Annotated in this window: 16 protein-coding genes; 10 read left to right on the plus strand and 6 right to left on the minus strand. The window is 42.5% G+C overall.

Going from position 1 to position 15553, the window contains the following annotated elements; all coding sequences use genetic code 11:
* Positions 1-9 precede the first annotated feature (9 nt).
* From BLV55_RS06360 to BLV55_RS06375, 4 genes are read right to left on the minus strand one after another with little or no spacing between them, the layout of a single operon-like run.
* Positions 10-840: a hypothetical protein gene (locus tag BLV55_RS06360; protein WP_093312524.1), complete on the minus strand. Its 831-nt coding sequence runs from the start codon at positions 838-840 to the stop codon at positions 10-12.
* Positions 837-3062: a heavy metal translocating P-type ATPase gene (locus BLV55_RS06365; protein WP_093312526.1), complete on the minus strand. Its 2226-nt coding sequence runs from the start codon at positions 3060-3062 to the stop codon at positions 837-839. The genes BLV55_RS06360 and BLV55_RS06365 overlap by 4 nt, the downstream gene beginning before the upstream one ends.
* Positions 3059-3463 carry an HMA2 domain-containing protein gene (locus BLV55_RS06370; protein WP_093312529.1) on the minus strand — a complete coding sequence of 135 codons (405 nt, stop codon included), beginning with the start codon at positions 3461-3463 and terminating at the stop codon, positions 3059-3061. The genes BLV55_RS06365 and BLV55_RS06370 overlap by 4 nt, the downstream gene beginning before the upstream one ends.
* A 28-nt stretch (positions 3464-3491) precedes the next feature.
* A complete protein-coding gene (locus BLV55_RS06375; RefSeq protein WP_093312532.1) occupies positions 3492-4046 on the minus strand; it encodes an HMA2 domain-containing protein in 555 nt (184 codons plus the stop codon).
* Between the two features lie 232 nt (positions 4047-4278).
* On the opposite strand from BLV55_RS06375, the gene BLV55_RS06380 reads away from it, so the two are divergent.
* The 3 genes from BLV55_RS06380 to BLV55_RS06390 all read left to right on the plus strand — a co-directional run bounded on the left by BLV55_RS06380 (position 4279) and on the right by BLV55_RS06390 (position 7165).
* Positions 4279-4770 (plus strand): MarR family winged helix-turn-helix transcriptional regulator, encoded by a 492-nt coding sequence (locus BLV55_RS06380; protein ID WP_093312535.1) that lies wholly within the window; start codon positions 4279-4281, stop codon positions 4768-4770.
* A gap of 12 nt (positions 4771-4782) precedes the next feature.
* Positions 4783-6156, plus strand: coding sequence for an MATE family efflux transporter (locus BLV55_RS06385; protein WP_093312538.1), 1374 nt, complete (start codon positions 4783-4785; stop codon positions 6154-6156).
* Between the two features lie 85 nt (positions 6157-6241).
* Complete coding sequence (locus BLV55_RS06390; protein WP_176968298.1) at positions 6242-7165, plus strand: ketopantoate reductase family protein; 924 nt, start codon at positions 6242-6244, stop codon at positions 7163-7165.
* Positions 7166-7213: 48 nt separating this feature from the next.
* Here BLV55_RS06390 and BLV55_RS06395 read toward each other — a convergent pair whose 3' ends face one another.
* A complete protein-coding gene (locus BLV55_RS06395; RefSeq protein ID WP_093312543.1) occupies positions 7214-7384 on the minus strand; it encodes a DUF362 domain-containing protein in 171 nt (56 codons plus the stop codon).
* 281 nt (positions 7385-7665) lie between these two features.
* Between BLV55_RS06395 and BLV55_RS06400 the strand changes: the two genes are divergently transcribed.
* The 3 genes from BLV55_RS06400 to BLV55_RS14580 all read left to right on the plus strand — a co-directional run bounded on the left by BLV55_RS06400 (position 7666) and on the right by BLV55_RS14580 (position 9485).
* Positions 7666-8562, plus strand: coding sequence for a helix-turn-helix transcriptional regulator (locus BLV55_RS06400; RefSeq protein ID WP_093312546.1), 897 nt, complete (start codon positions 7666-7668; stop codon positions 8560-8562).
* 63 nt (positions 8563-8625) lie between these two features.
* A complete protein-coding gene (locus BLV55_RS06405; protein WP_093312549.1) occupies positions 8626-9066 on the plus strand; it encodes a GyrI-like domain-containing protein in 441 nt (146 codons plus the stop codon).
* A 281-nt stretch (positions 9067-9347) separates the two neighbouring features.
* Positions 9348-9485, plus strand: coding sequence for a hypothetical protein (locus BLV55_RS14580; protein ID WP_176968299.1), 138 nt, complete (start codon positions 9348-9350; stop codon positions 9483-9485).
* A gap of 66 nt (positions 9486-9551) precedes the next feature.
* Here BLV55_RS14580 and BLV55_RS06410 read toward each other — a convergent pair whose 3' ends face one another.
* On the minus strand, positions 9552-10040 hold the full coding sequence (locus tag BLV55_RS06410) for a GNAT family N-acetyltransferase (RefSeq protein WP_093312551.1): 489 nt from the start codon (positions 10038-10040) through the stop codon (positions 9552-9554).
* Positions 10041-10296: 256 nt separating this feature from the next.
* On the opposite strand from BLV55_RS06410, the gene BLV55_RS06415 reads away from it, so the two are divergent.
* From BLV55_RS06415 to BLV55_RS06430, 4 genes are all read left to right on the plus strand, one after another.
* Positions 10297-10611, plus strand: a complete 315-nt coding sequence (locus tag BLV55_RS06415; RefSeq protein WP_093312554.1) for a hypothetical protein — start codon at positions 10297-10299, stop codon at positions 10609-10611.
* A 541-nt stretch (positions 10612-11152) separates the two neighbouring features.
* Entirely contained in the window at positions 11153-13678 is a 2526-nt protein-coding gene (locus tag BLV55_RS06420; protein WP_093312556.1) for an ABC transporter permease, read from the plus strand.
* Between the two features lie 144 nt (positions 13679-13822).
* Positions 13823-14518: an ABC transporter ATP-binding protein gene (locus BLV55_RS06425; RefSeq protein ID WP_093312559.1), complete on the plus strand. Its 696-nt coding sequence runs from the start codon at positions 13823-13825 to the stop codon at positions 14516-14518.
* On the plus strand, positions 14499-15524 hold the full coding sequence (locus tag BLV55_RS06430) for an HlyD family secretion protein (RefSeq protein ID WP_176968300.1): 1026 nt from the start codon (positions 14499-14501) through the stop codon (positions 15522-15524). The genes BLV55_RS06425 and BLV55_RS06430 overlap by 20 nt, the downstream gene beginning before the upstream one ends.
* Positions 15525-15553: the final 29 nt, after the last annotated feature.

The following is a 15553-nucleotide window of genomic DNA, read 5'->3' on the forward strand; positions in this document are numbered from 1 at the left end:
TTAATTATTCTAGTGATCAAGTCGCAGATAAATGCGTCCTGATTGAGATTCTAAGCTTTCTAATAAATGATGATGTCGGGAAGCCATATGCGAAATACTTTCCAATAAGTCATTTTCCTGCGATCTTGTCTGCATGCCAATACTTGCTGATAAAGCAGAAATTAATACGCTTAGCGGGTTAGCAGGTTTGGTTGGATCCCGACGGATCACGACATCCAAATAGTTTTTGTCCTTGCCCTGCGAACCGGGATCAGCTCTTAGCAGGCAAGCATTTCCAGGATTTTCAACTAAGTGACGACCAAAGGTGACCAGCCAGGTGATGATGGAAGCTCTGATTGGATGGCCGGACATGAGTGACCCTAAAAGGTAGACCAGTGAAAAAACTTCCGGATGATATTCCTGATTTTCCTGCCATTCCTGCCAGGCATGATCTACGACAGCCAATGCTGTCAGACCGCCAGCTCCCTGAACCAGCAATTTATGAAAAGGGTTGGTTCGGAGGGCATTGGTCAGTGTTGCTATCAAGATAGATCCAGCAGCACTGTAAGCCATTACTCCGGGAGGATGGGAGGAATCGGGTCTTGATATTCGCACAAAGGATTGTTGATAATCAAGAGAAAGTCGCACGCCTACCCGAACCACGATTTCTACATCACTTACCTCTGTCGGCTGATAATAAATCAATAAAGAACGGGTTCTGGGCTGAAAAACAACGGATTCAATGCCTTCATGCTGCCGAACTGCTTCGGTAAAGGCAGGGGCATCCGTTGGCGGCCGAAATAAACGCAAACGAAGCCTCCCAGGCAATTCATGTACAATGGAAATATCTACCGGAGTCATTCGAAAGTCCTCCTTTCAAAATCATGGATGAGCAAGCGACCGGAGTTCATAACCACTAAAATGGTGGAAGAGTTGTGAAGCACAGAGCCCCACACCACAGGAAGCCATCCCATTGCCGAGAGTACAATTCCCAGTGCATTGAGACCAACGGCCATCCGGAAGTTATTGCGGACGGTTTCCATCGTTCGGCGGGACAGTTGGATTGCTGAGGGAATCAGCAAGGGATCATCATTGGTAATGGTAACATTGGAAGACTCAATGGCGACATCTGTCCGGGTATTACCAATAGCAATGCCTACATCGGCGTAAGCCAGGGCTGGAGCATCATTGATACCGTCACCAATCATAATAACTCTGGAACCACTACCTTGCATGGCAAGGAGGGTGCGCACCTTGTCCTCCGGCATAAGTTCAGCGCTGAAGTCATCCATATGCATGCGCTTGGCTACTTTTTCTGCTTGGAAAGCAATGTCACCGGTTAATAGGCGAATATCATCGATACCAAGATGTCTCAAACGATTAAGGGACTTTTTCATATTTTCTTTCAACGCATCGTGAACCCCAATAACACCTGCCAGCACCCTGTTTTTGGCAACATAAATAATCATTTCCCCTTTTTGTTCCAGGGAATGGATGGCATTTTGCAATTCGCTGATATCAACACCGTTTTCTTTCAGGTATTTCCGGTTCCCAACAAGAACCTCATCTTCCTGAATGGTGGTTTGAACGCCACGACCGGTTACCACTTCGGTCATGCCGTGGGTTGGAATAGCGATTCCGTTAAGACGGGCATAGTCCAAAATAGCATGAGCCAGCGGATGGGAAGAGTCCTCTTCGGCAGCCGACGCCATTTGGATAATATCATTTTGTGTAAAATGAGCTGTAGGGTGAAGACTGACTACTCGAGGGCGTCCTTCGGTAACCGTACCTGTTTTGTCTAAAATCAGTGAATCGGCTTCTGCCAATGCCTCCACATAATTTCCGCCTTTAATTAATACGCCATTTCTTGCGGCGTTATGAATGCAAGCAGACAGTGCTGTAGCGGTAGAAAGACGAACGCCACAGGAAAAATCAATAATCATCATACTGAGGGCTCGGTTAATGTTTCGTGTCAGGCCATAAATCAGAATAGCCAAGGCGAAATTCATAGGGATAAGATGGGCGGAAAAACGGTCGGCAAAGGTTTGAATAGCGGCTTTGCGTCCGGCAGCGCTCTCAACCATATGAACAATCCGGGCCACAGTGGTGTCGTCGCCTACTTGTTCAGCACGGATCCTCAGATTACCTGACTTAACCAACGTACCGGCAAAAACTCGCTGACCAGGTCTTTTTTCAGCTGGGAAGAATTCACCGGTGATGGGTGACTCATCCACAAACCCTTCTCCTTCAGAGATCTCTCCGTCTGCCGCAATCTTATCTCCTGATTGGACACTAATAATATCTCCTGGCAACAGCTGACTGCTTTTTTTCTTAACAAGGGCATTCTCGGGAGTTACAATAAATACCGTTTCATCTCCTGCCTGCAACATATCACCAATAGCTTTTCGGGTTTTTTCCATGGTATAAGCGGTCATAAACTCAGCAATATCAGCTAGTAGAATCGTGACTAAAGCGGAGAGAGATCTTCCTGTTAGCAATGCCGTTAAGATAGCACTAGCGGTTAAAGTATCCGCATTGGGACGTCGGGTAGTAGCCAATGAATGCCATCCACTTTTAAAAATGGGAATAGAAAGTCCTACACTGATCAAAGCCGGTGGCGTGAAAAGGCGGCGGTGCCAATGATGATAGCCGATAGAAGCAGCTTTCATTCCAGGAAGGCTTCTAAAGAGTCCGAAAGCAATCAGCGATACGCCAGAAATCAGTACGCGTTTTAGCAAATGAGCGGCTGGTTCTTCCTGCAACCGACGCTCGTTAACTGTTAAGGTATTGCTGGCTTCTCTTTCGGCTTGATAAGCCATCAGCGAAAAAGTAGCCATTTGGTCTTCTACAAAAGCATAAAGATTCTGACTGTCTAACAGCATGTGGTCATAGATGATCAGTAAACTGCCAGTAATTGGCTGATAATCAAGTTGCTGAATAGCTTTGTGATGCTGTAAGGCTGCTAACATTTCTGTTTCTACGGCTCTTAAAAAGGTAAAGGATCTGGAGCGAAGTCTCATCCTCCCAGGTAATTGATGGATGATCTCCAATCGCATAAGTCGTGTATTTTTGCGTTTTATCATGAAGGACCATCCTTTCTGGTGGGGGATTCCGGCCATAATTGATTCTGAACCAAACGAATAAGATAAAGCCTGGTATCTTCCGGGCTTCTTTGTGCAGAAATACCTTTTATTTCCTGTCGATGCTGAATCAGTAGTTTGCTGATTCCTTTGAAGGTAGATAGAATCTCTTCTTCTGTAATGATAGATGGGTCATAATGAATGAGGGCATTACCGGTAACATACGAAAAAGAAACATCATGAATGCCATTAATCTGTCGAAAGAAATCCAGATCTGCTTCAGCTGGCTTCCATTCAGCAGGAATTTTGGATGCCTTTGGAATATGAATTCGAAGTCTTCCCGGAATGGAATGAACAACCCGAAAACGAAGTAGTATGTTAAAGAGAATAGAATCGATCAACACGGGTGCAACTCCTTTCAATTACAGATCACTATCGATGAAGCCCCATCATCCGATAGGACCAATAAAGAAGCGTAATGGGGGCTGGTGTGCCTAAACTTTTCGTTTTCCAGTATTCTTTAAGCGCAACCGCTAAAAATCCTCCGGCCAGCAAGGTATGGATATCCATGGCACCACTGGTTTTTTGCATTAAAGCATGGTTGGCTGCCTGGTGCATATAGTGAACTTCTTCGGAAATTTTAGCAGAAGCTTTTGAATCATCAAGGCTTCCATAGCCTAATAACTGATAAATCGCGGCTGTCAGTATTTCTTCTTTCATTTCTCCACTATCATAAGAAATAAGCAGTGATCCGGTTTTAGGATTTATGGAAACCTGGTGAATGCCTTTTACTTGTTGAAGTCTTTCAGCCAGGGCTTTTCCAGAAACTGGATGCATAAAGACCATGTGATGAAGTCGGATACGACCTGGAAGTGCATGAGATACCTGTAATTGTTTTTCTCCCATTCCTACTGTATAAGATCGGCTTTTGCGGCGGTTACCCTGAGTGAAGAGAGTGCTTAGCAAAATGCCTGCTATGATATGCAAAGATAACAACTCCTTTCGAAAATTTTTCATAAATAACGTTTTTCTAAGTATATCACAACACTAAGGCAATGAGAAGGATTTTCATATGCCTTAATGATGGCTGAACAGATTGAATTATCTAAGAGGAAAGGGTTTGAAAACTCAAATCATTACGCCTTGAAAAATAGGTTGACTAAAAAATAAATAGAATGTAAAATAGTTTTAAGATAAAACTATTTAGAGGGGGAGAATAATGGACGGTGGCAGCAAGGGTACAAATCAATTTAAGACAGAAGCGGAAAAAATAATGGAATTGTTAAACCTACTAACCTTATTTACCAGAAAAACCTTATTAGAATGGCTACCGGCAGTGACGGATGCTTTTGGTGTTAGTGAAGAACGGTTCATGGTGTTATATGAATTGGAACTGCAACCCAATATCAGTTTGAAAGACCTGGCAAGAAACGTGATGGTATCCTCTTCCAGCTTATCCATTATGATCAACTCGCTGGTGGAGCAGGAATTGGTGGAGCGAGTAACAGACCCGAAAGACAGGCGGAAGGTTCTGCTGAAATTGAGTCGACGTGGAGAAGAAGTACTCAACAAAGCCAACGACCATTTAATCCAGTCTTTTCAGTCATATTTAAGTGGATTATCCCCGCAAAGCAGGGAGAAACTGGAAAAAACCGGTGATGCCATGGTGTCAATTATAAAACAGGTTATGAAAGAGTCTATGAAAGGGTAAGGTGTAAAAGAGATGAACAGGGAATCATTTTTAACAGAACCACTGGGAAAGCTGATTGGAAAAAATGCAGTACCGGCGGTGGCATCCATGTTGTTTATGGCATTGTATCAAATCATCGATGGGATCATGGTAGGAAGAAGGTTGGGGCCGGAAGCACTGGCATCGGTAAATTTACTGTACCCCGTTATAGCACTGCTGGTGGGTCTGGCCGTAATGCTGGGTGTTGGAGGAAATGCCCGTATTGCAATACTATTGGGTGAAGGGAATTCATATCGGGCATCCCGGGTATTGGGGCTCATACTGGTTTTAGGCCTTGGGCTGGGAATGGTTGGCAGCTTTTTATCGGTGCTTTTAATGCCCAATATCCTTAGTTTTCTTGGCACCTCAGGAGAGCTGGGTGCACAGGCAGGTCAATACCTGAGGGGAATGTCGCCCTACCTTGCTTTCATGATCGCCATTTTCATCCTTGAGCAATCTGTTCGCAACGATGGTCAGCCAAACCTGGCCAGCGGTGTTATGGCTGCAGCAGCAGTACTGAATATTGCACTGGATTATCTCTTTTTATATGTACTGGACTATGGGATCAGAGGAGCCGGGATGGCCACCGGGATTTCCCAAAGTCTTGGAGCGCTGGTTTTTATTGTATACTTTATCGGGAAAACCTATCGGAAAGAAGAGGGGTTGTGCTTTGCAAAACCGGATGGAAGTGTAGGGACCGGAAAAACCATTGTCATAAACGGGGCCTCGGAATTCTTTAACAGCCTGGCAATGGGCGTTGTGACATTTCTCATTAACAGAAGTATTTTGATGCATATTGGCGGACTGGGTGTTGCCGCTTTTACTTTGGTTCAGTATGTAATGGTTGTGGGTGTGATGATTATTACCGGCATTGGAAACGGGACACAGCCGGTTTTCAGCTACAATCATGGTGCCGGACTCTCGGGCCGTGTTCAGGGGACTCTGTGGCGCACCTTGATGATTGGGACGGCAGTAGGGGGAGCCTTGTTTATGCTGATGTCCTGGCAGATGAAACTCATCGCAGAACTATTTTTGCCGGGGCAGCCCGAGGCAGTGTCCCTGACCTTGGAAGCAGCCAGCTACCTGAGATGGACGATGTGGTTTATGCCAACGGCCATCCTGGGATCCATTTACTTTACAGCTCTTGAACAGGCCTCCAAGTCTCTTGCAATAGCCATTTCCAAAGGATTATTACTGCCGGTCGCGGGCCTGATGCTTTTTCCTTTATGGCTGGGAGCAGACGGTATTTGGGTGGCGCTGGTGGCGACAGATGCATTGGCGGTTATTGTGGTGCTGATCTGTTACGGTTTTCAAATGGTAGATAACAAGGGAAAAACAAACCTGAATTTGTCCAAAACCATACTTTAGTCAGGGCGCTTAACTGATTGTGTTCATTATAATTAGGGTGAATCAATAAAGAAGAGTGACGATGGAAGGGAAAGGAGTCAGGATGATGCAAAAAAAACGGTGGCTATTCTTTGGAGCAGGAGTGCTTGGGAGCCTTTATGCAGCATGGTTTCAGGAAGCTGGAGAAGATGTAACTTTGGTTGCCAGAGGAGAACGATATACAGCGATACAGGAAAATGGAATTGTTCTCCAACACTTCCAGACTGGCAAGGAAACGAGAACGCAGGTGAAGGTTGTGAGTTCGATACCGGATGATCCCTTTGATGTATGTGTGGTATTTGTTCAGAAAACGCAACTGGAATCAGCACTGGAAGTACTGAAAAAAGCAAAGGAGATCAAAGTATTTATTTTTATGCACAATACGGCAGATGGTATAGGAAGTTTAGTAGAGACGCTGGGAAAAGAACGAATTCTAATGGGACATGCAAATGCAGGTGGTGAAAGAGTCGATCAAACCGTTCTTTACATGACTTCACAAAAAATGACTTTGGGTGAATTGGATGGCTCAAACAGTGAACGCATACAGGAAATTACTGCCGTTTTTGAAAAAGCGGGTTTTCCGGTGGAAATAAGTCGGGATATTGATGCCTGGAAAAAATATCATGTCGCCTTGGCAATGCCTTTTGCGCTGGCCATGGAGCGAAATGATTGCTGTAATTTTGTAATGGCAGAAAATAAGGAAGATGTGCGGCTTTGTCTGCAAGGGATTCGGGAAGCATTCCAGGTGTTGAAAGGGATTGGTATTGAAGCTGAACCTAAAAAACTGGGTCAGGTATTTTGGTTGCCGGACTGGATGTTGTCCCCTCTTTTCCGTAAAATGCTTCGGACTCAGATTGCTGATATTGGTATGGCAAGACATCTTCGTAATGCCAGAGAAGAGATGCAACAGCTACGAGTGGAATTTGAAAATCTTGTGGAAGTTACAAATAGTAAGACTCCTGCATTAGATGAATTGAGAAAGGCACAATAAAAGAGAGTCTCAGTTTTCACTGAGACTCTCCGGAAAAAATTTATTCTGTTACTCCGGGCTGATAGCATCTACTGGGCAAACGTTAGCACATGCTCCACAATCAATGCAAGACTCTGCCTCGATAACATACATATCGTCACCAGCAGAAATGCAATCTACAGGGCACTCTGGTTCGCAAGCTCCACAAGAAATACAAGAATCATTAATTACATAAGCCATTTTTAAAATCTCCTTTCTTTCATTATCATTTTTTATTAATTATGTTTTTAGGATGATTTTAGTATAACAAGAAACTTATAGGTGAAACAATAAAGATTAGGAATAAATATCAAAAAAGCGCCCCATTATAATGAGAATCATTTTAATTGAGCGTCGATGTTACAAGCCGAGAAAAGCAAAAAGCTAAATGAAACAATTGAAAAAAAGAACGTAAATGATAGTGAATTCAAGCATTGTATGGCCATATAGGAAAAGGGTCAATGAGCATAAGGGGTGAATGCATGCAAGTAAATCGTTTGTTTGAAATTATCTATATTTTGTTAGATAAAAAAATGGTTACCTCTAAAGAGTTGGCGGAAAGGTTAGAGGTTTCAACAAGAACCATCTTTCGGGATATTGAAACGCTGTCTGCTGCAGGCATTCCAATTTACATGAGCAAAGGAAAAGGTGGAGGGATATCGCTGCTGCCAGAATTTGTTCTTAATAAAGTAGTGATGACAGAGGAGGAAAAAGAAGAAATTCTTGCTTCTTTGAAGGCAGTTCATGCTGTGAATCCGGAAAGAACAGATGGCGTACTTGGGAAGCTTAGTGGGTTTTTTGGTGATTCAGATACAGATTGGATCGAAGTTGATTTTTCCTCTTGGGCAAACGCAGAAACCGAAAAAGATACTTTTAACACCTTGAAAGCTTCTATTCTGAATAAGAATGTAGTGGATTTTAAATATAACAGTGCTAAAGGAAAAACTACTTTGAGAAAAGTAGAGCCCCTGAAACTTTGTTTCAAAGGTGGCGCCTGGTATTTATACGGATATTGTTTAAAACAGCAGGATTTTAGGTTCTTTAAATTAAGACGTATTCGCGATTTAGAAATACAGGAAGAAACTTTTCAGCGGTCGTCACCTAAAAAGATTTTCAGTCAAGAGTCGGACTTTGATGAGACTTTTGTAAAACTAAAGTTAAAACTTTCCTCTCGAATGGCTTATCGGGTTTATGATGAGTTTGACACGTATCATCAGTTGGAAGACGGGAGTTTCTTAGTAGAGATCCTTTACCCGAGGGGAAAGTGGATTTTGTACTATATTACAACCTTTGGAAGCGAATGTGAGGTTTTGGAGCCGGAAGATATTAGAAAAGAAGTAAAAAGCGAGCTGAAAAAAATGTTGGAGAAATATTCTTAATATGACGCATAGTTGTCATATTTGAAAAGATACAATACACTTATCAAATGAGGAGGGATGAAAATGAATTATGAAATTGTTACTTTAGAAGAAAAAATTGTGGTAGGAGTCAGCGATATCGTTAATTGTAATGATCCTAACATGGAGGATAGCATCAAAGCGTTGTGGGAAAAACTATATCCAGGTGGTGTTAATACAAGAATTAAAAACAAAGTAAATGACTACGCTATTGGTCTTTATACGGATTACACGGGAGAGAAATGTTGTGTTACAGCAGGAAATCAGGTTTCTAAAGCAGAAAATCATGACTTGTCAGTGAAGATTATACCAGCGGGAAGCTATGCTAAGTTTTCTGTGCACGGTCATATGGTGAAAGCAGTTCAGGATGCTTGGGAAAAAATATGGAAAATGGATTTAGATAGAAGCTTTACGGGAGATTTTGAAGAATATCTGAATAGTGACTGGGAAGAAGCTGATATCGATCTTTACGTGGCGTTAAAATAAAGCATTGGTTTTATTGTTGAACGCTATCGTTCCTATAGTAGATGAAAGCGGGAAACCGCAGAGCTGCCACGAGAAAGGTGGAATCCTTGATAGTAATCTCTATCTGCCTTATCTCAGTGGCGTTCTTTTTTTGCAACGATTTATTGTATAAGGCCTCCGCAGATGAAGACTTTTGACGGCAAAGTTTTGATGAAAGAGTATTTCATGCTTTTATCAAAAATGTTGATCTTTACCCTCCTGGAATGTTAGTTCAGCTATCAAATGGTGAAAGAGCCATTGTTTTGAATAATAATCGGGAGCAACCAACCCGTCCCATGTTTCGATTAATTGATGAGGGTAACCAGCCTGTCAAGGAGATGGACTTGATGAAGCACTTATCCACTTTTATAACCAAAGAAATTGAAGAATCTTGTGTATAGGATAGAGAACAACTATTTGAAAATCAGTTTTCTGTCAGTATCTAGAGGATTTCTTGATGAACAGCCCTAGAAAGATAGCATCATATCATACCAGCAAGCACCACCATGAACGGATTCAGATACTCCCAGATTTTCAAAGCCAAACTTCGAATAATAATCAATCAAAGGTTCTTTACAAGTAAGGATAACGCCTTTACGGCTGTGTTGCTTAGCACAATTTATCATATGCATCATCAATTGTGCGGCGACACCTTGATAACGATATTCCGGAAGGACATCCAGCCCAAAGATACTCTGATAACTTCCCTCAGGAACATGAAGCTTTGCATGATGGAACATATCGTCATGGATCTTCTGCTCATTCGTAACACTTCCGTTAATAAAGCCGATTATCTTGTCATTGACGATAGCAACATAAAAGCTTTTCGTAAAGATGCTTACCCTCTCCTGTAAGGACTTTTTAGATGCGGCTTCAGCTTCTGGAAAACATCTCTTCTCAATTTCGACAATAGAGTCAAGATCACTCATCTTTGCTTCTCTAATCTGTAGTTTCATGGCCTATTTCCTCCCCAATATGTTCTGTGCCTTTTTTAATAAATAAGAATCAATAGAATCAAAAATCTAATCAAACGGCATGGAAGTTTTTGATCCTATTGATGAAAAATACTCGATCTAATTATATCATATGTTTATTTTTTGTTTAGGGGAATATGATATGTTCTACCATGGATATAGGTTCTGGTGTAGCTTTTTATTTAGACAAAAGATATAATTAGTTGTGAATATTTGGGTAATTAGCGAGGTGTTGCCGATGTCAGAAGAAAATAGGTACGAACAAACAAAGAAAGAGCTGGATAATTATAAAAGAATGGTTCACTTGATGCAGGACGTCATGATAGAGCTGGATGCTGAGGGACGGTATTGTTATGTATCGCCTTCCTACGAGCGTACTTATGGGCAAGGATACGTAAGGTGCTTCGGTGATTTCTTTTGCTACAGCAACGGTGAAATGCCCAGATATTTTAAGTGGAGAACGGCAAAAACCAGAGAGCTGATGGCAATTCTAAATCATTTCAAAGGACAGCCCGTACATAGGGATCAGCTCTTGGATTGGTTGTGGCCATAAAAATCTATGAGAGGATGTAGCGTCTTTTTCATGAAGAATTAGGGATAGGGCCGCCTCTCCAAATAAGGAAAATGTTTAAGGGAACCACCTTGATACCTTAAAGTTTGCCTAAATAAAATCTAAACCTCTTTAATTGTTTAGAATCGAGATGGTATGATTTATTTAGTAAGAAAACGATTACGTTTAATGGCGTAGGATAAAAAAAGATCTAGATCTAGAAAAGGAGATTTACTATGAGCGGATGGTTAGTGGATATGATTATTGTAATGGTAAAACTTTTTGTGGAATTAGTCCTTCTCGTTGCTTAAAGAAATGGAGTAGAAGGCAATGAACTATCAGGTTAAGGAATAGGAAGAAACTTTATTTTGAGTGAAAAAGAGGAACGGGGAAACTCGTTCCTTGATTTGTTGCTGGTTAGTGAATGCTGGTACACAGTTGATGTAATGCTTGACCGAAAATATGGAAAAAGATGAAACAAAAGCCGGAGATCCACGTAAATGATAAATGAACAAGCTCGATAAAACGTAAAAAGGCGATGATTATGGGCATTATTATAAAGTATATCCTAAAAAATGTATGGGAGAAAAAGTTTCGGACTTTTTTGATTGTCATTTCCGTCACTTGCTCGGCCGCATTATTTTTTGCTTCCAGCGGTATTGCGGGTACGTTGACCTCTATGTATGAAGATCAGATGAGAATGACTACCGGAAAAGCAGATCTGATCATTCGTGCCAATGAGCGGTCTCCGTCTTCAACCTTTCGCCTGGATCCCGGGGAAGTGCAAGGGGTAGAGTTGATTGCAGGAGAGATTTCCATGGCGGCTTCCTATCGGATTCCTGACTCCAACGGCAGAGTAGGTCAGACGGACAGCAGACGTCTTCACCTGCGCGGATTTCATCTGGATGAACTTCAGGAACTGAATCCGGTCATGTTCAGCGAAGTGGGAACGGGCTGGGAGTTTGCCGGCAACTGGGTTATTCTGAGTCAGATTTTTGCAGAAGAACAAGGTTACAAAACCGGAGATTCCATCCATATTGAAATCAATGGAGCTTCACGACGTTTTACGGTATGGGGAATTGCCTATCCTGCCGGGCTCTTTAGGGACTCGCCTCAATCGGAGCAACTCACGGCCGTTATCCCCAGGGAAACGGCAGCCGCCTACCAGGGGCTGAGGGGGCAGGTGAGCCGGGCCTATGTGTTGCTGGAGCCGGGAGTAGAAGAAGCAGAGGTTCAGCAGGCGCTGCGGCAGATCTATCGGCGTTATGAAATAGAACCTCCCTTTACCCAGGCAGACCTTTCTGCTATGTTGGGTGTTATTGTAATGCCACTGTATTTAATGACGAGCATGGTACTAATGATCAGCGTCTTTATTATCTACTCTACCTTTAAAGTTATTACGGTGGAACGGCTTCCGGTTATTGGAACTTTTAGGAGTATTGGAGCTACCCGGCGGATGACGGATTGGGTGCTGATGGGAGAAAGCCTTGCTTACGGACTATTGGGTGGTGTACTGGGAAATGTGGCAGGGATAGGCGTTCTTTACCTAATTGCTTCTGTTTTAGCAGCAGATCCTTGGAGTGGGCAAATGGACTTTAGCCTTGAGTTTGGTGCTTTTCAAATGACCGGTGCTTTTTTGCTGGCCGTGGTAGTATCACTGATCAGCTCTTGGATACCTATCAGAAGGGTATCAAAAACACCTATTAAAGAACTGGTTTTAAATCTGATGGAAGGATCCTCCCGGAAGAAAAACTGGAAAACGCCGGTGGCTGTTATGATAGGAGTTGCAGGATGGATTCTTCCAAGAGCAGCTCCTCATAATTGGGCATTACCTTTAAGTACATTAGGTATTTTTATGACCATGACAGCCGTTATTTTTGTAGTTCCACTGATGACTAAAATATTTCTGAAGCTGTTTGAAAGACTTATGGAAGTATTGTTTGGAAACCTAGGGCTTTTGGCGGCTAAAAACCTTAAAGATAATACCAATATTCTTAATAATATTACCCTGCTAACCATTGGGATTTCTGTATTGCTGATGATTAACACCATCAGCTACAGCGTAGGCGTCGAAGTACTCAACGCTTACCGGGACTGGAAATTTGACATTATGGTGAGTGTTTATCAGGCAGAGAGGAGTGTAGAACAATCCCTTCGTGCTGTGCCTGGCGTTAAAGGAACTTATGCTGCCCGGGAGTACCGAACAGCTATCCAAGTGAAAGATCCGGAATATACATTACGGCATCTGCAGGGAGTCAATCCGGCCTCCTATCAGGAGTATATGGCCTTCCGACCAGATGGGGATCCACAGGAGCTTCTGGAAAAACTTTCCCAAGGACGATACATTCTTGTTGCGGATATGATGAGGCATATTTTACAGCTGGAAGTAGGAGATAGGATCTCCATGGATCTTCCCTCCGGCCTTCAAGCCTATGAAGTTATTGGATTTTACGATTCTCTGATGATGAATGGTAGCAACGCTATGATCGATGAACGGTATTATCGGCTGGATTTACAGGAACCTTATCCAGAGCGATTCTATGTACGGGTGGATGAAGGGGCAGATCCGGATCTGGTCCTTGCTGATATCCGGTCCCGATTTAGGCAACGAGGGGTCTGGGGCGAAACCATTCGACAGTTGGAAGCCATGAATGACAAATACAACGAACAGCTATTTACCATTTTGAAAGCCTTTTCAGTGTTGGCGATGATCATTGGAGTCTTTGGAGTGTTTAACAATTACATGATCAGCTTTATTCAACGTAAAAGAGCTTTAGCCATAATGAAATCTGTGGGAATGAGCAAAACTCAGTCTGTAATAATGATCATGGCAGAAGCACTAGTAGGTGGATGCATTGCCGGGCTTACCGGAATCTTTGGTGGTATTACTATTTTAATGGGCATTCCTTACATCTTGGAAGCTGGTGGCATTCCCATTAATATCCATTTTGCTACAAATTACTTTGGGATTGCATTGGCAGGAGGCATTTTTATTGCACTGACAGCTTCTCTGAGCCCAGCGTTGAGAGGCTCAAAGCTGAATGTGGTGGATGCCATTAAATATGAGTAAGAACAAAGGCACTTGAACGTCTTTATTCAATTGAGAGTTGATAATGGACAACGGATAATTAAGTTCAAAACCTGTATGGGTCAGAACATAAACGCTTTGTAAAAATAATTGCATGCTGAAGTCAGCAAGGAAAGGAGCAAGCAGATGCCTGCAGCCATCAAAACAGAAAACATATGCAAGACCTACCATTTGGGAAAGGTTCCGGTGGAGGTGCTAAAAGAAATCAATGTAACGATCGAACAGGGAGAATTTGTCACCATTATGGGACCCTCCGGCTCTGGAAAAAGCACATTATTATACCTAATGGGGGGACTGGATCAGCCAACGGAAGGAAAAATATATCTAGGAGATACAGAACTTTCCGGGTTGACAGATAAAGAGCAAAGCATCATGCGAAGAAGACAAGTAGGGTTTGTTTTTCAGTTCTATAATCTGGTTCCAAATCTGACAGTGGAAGATAATATTATGCTGCCGGTATTGCTGGACGGTAAAAAGACCAAGCATTACTGTGAATCATTACAGGAAATTATTCAGATTGTTGAGTTGGAAGATCGGCGAAAGCATACCCCAAGAGAATTGTCCGGAGGGCAACAGCAACGGGTGGCTATTGCTCGGGCATTGATTAATGAACCGGATATTATTCTGGCGGACGAACCTACCGGGAATTTGGACAGCCGGACAACAGAAGAGGTTATGCAGTTGTTGCGGAGAATTAACAAGGAAAAGAAAAAAACCGTAGTACAGGTAAGTCATTCTTTGGAAACAGCCGAGTATGGCAATCGAATTATTCGGGTGAGGGATGGAAAGGTGTGGGCTGAAGGTGATAAGGATAGACAATAAGGGGAAAATACTGAAAAAAATCATGATAGGCGGTGTCGTGTTATTTCTTATAACTGTATTGGTGGCTTGTTCCAATGAAAATCAGCCACCTGAAGAACCGGAAAAAATAGATCTGACAAAGGAAGACAATCGTCAAATCGAAGCCTTTGGAAAGGTAAAGGTTCCAGAACCTGTCAGATTAAGCCTGAAAAACCCGGGTAGAATCGAAAAAGTATTGGTTCAGGAAGGGCAAATAGTAGAAGAAGGTGAGACAATAATAATACTGGATTTATCGGAGCAACGACAGCGTATGGAAGAAATAGCAGAAGAAATAGCTGTTATCAGAGCTGAAATGGAAGCTAGGCGCCGGCATTTAAGTCAAGAAACAATGGTGATTGGACAGGAACTGGAATACGCAGAAAATCGGATGTGGCAGGTTTTACGGGAGATGGAGCGTTATCAGACTCTTTATAACGCAGGTGTCATTCCGAAGGAGACTTTAGAGGAAAAAGAAATGAAAACAGAAGAAAAACAGCAACAGGTTCGTAGTTTGGAGTTAAGCCTGGAGCTGAAAGAAGATGCGTATCAGCTTAAAGTGTATCGACAAAGAATTCAAGAATTGGAAGCCAGAAAACAAGGACTGAAAAATCAAATGGAGATACATTACCTAAATGGCGATAAATTGATTAATGTTTTTGAAAAATCGGTTGTAAAAGATATCAATAGAATGGCAGGTGACAGTATCGAAGCGGGTGAAGGCATCGGAAAACTGTTGCCACTGGACCGCCTGGAGGTAGAAGCGGACGTGCTAGAAGAGTTCATCCGTGATGTTCAGATTGGCTCTGGAGTAACGTTCATACCCGTGGCAGACCGCTCCAGAACCTATCATGGGAAAGTGACTTTTATTGCTGGTACGGCTGTTGTCCGTAACAACGAAACCGTTATACCTATTCGCGTGTCTATTGATAATGCAGACGATTTTCTAAAGCCGGAGTTTAATGTGGATTTATATATTGATGTTGAGTGAGGGAATTTCATATTTCACCTTTTGATTAT

The organism is Tindallia californiensis, assembly GCF_900107405.1.
In the GTDB taxonomy this organism is placed as follows: domain Bacteria; phylum Bacillota; class Clostridia; order Peptostreptococcales; family Tindalliaceae; genus Tindallia; species Tindallia californiensis.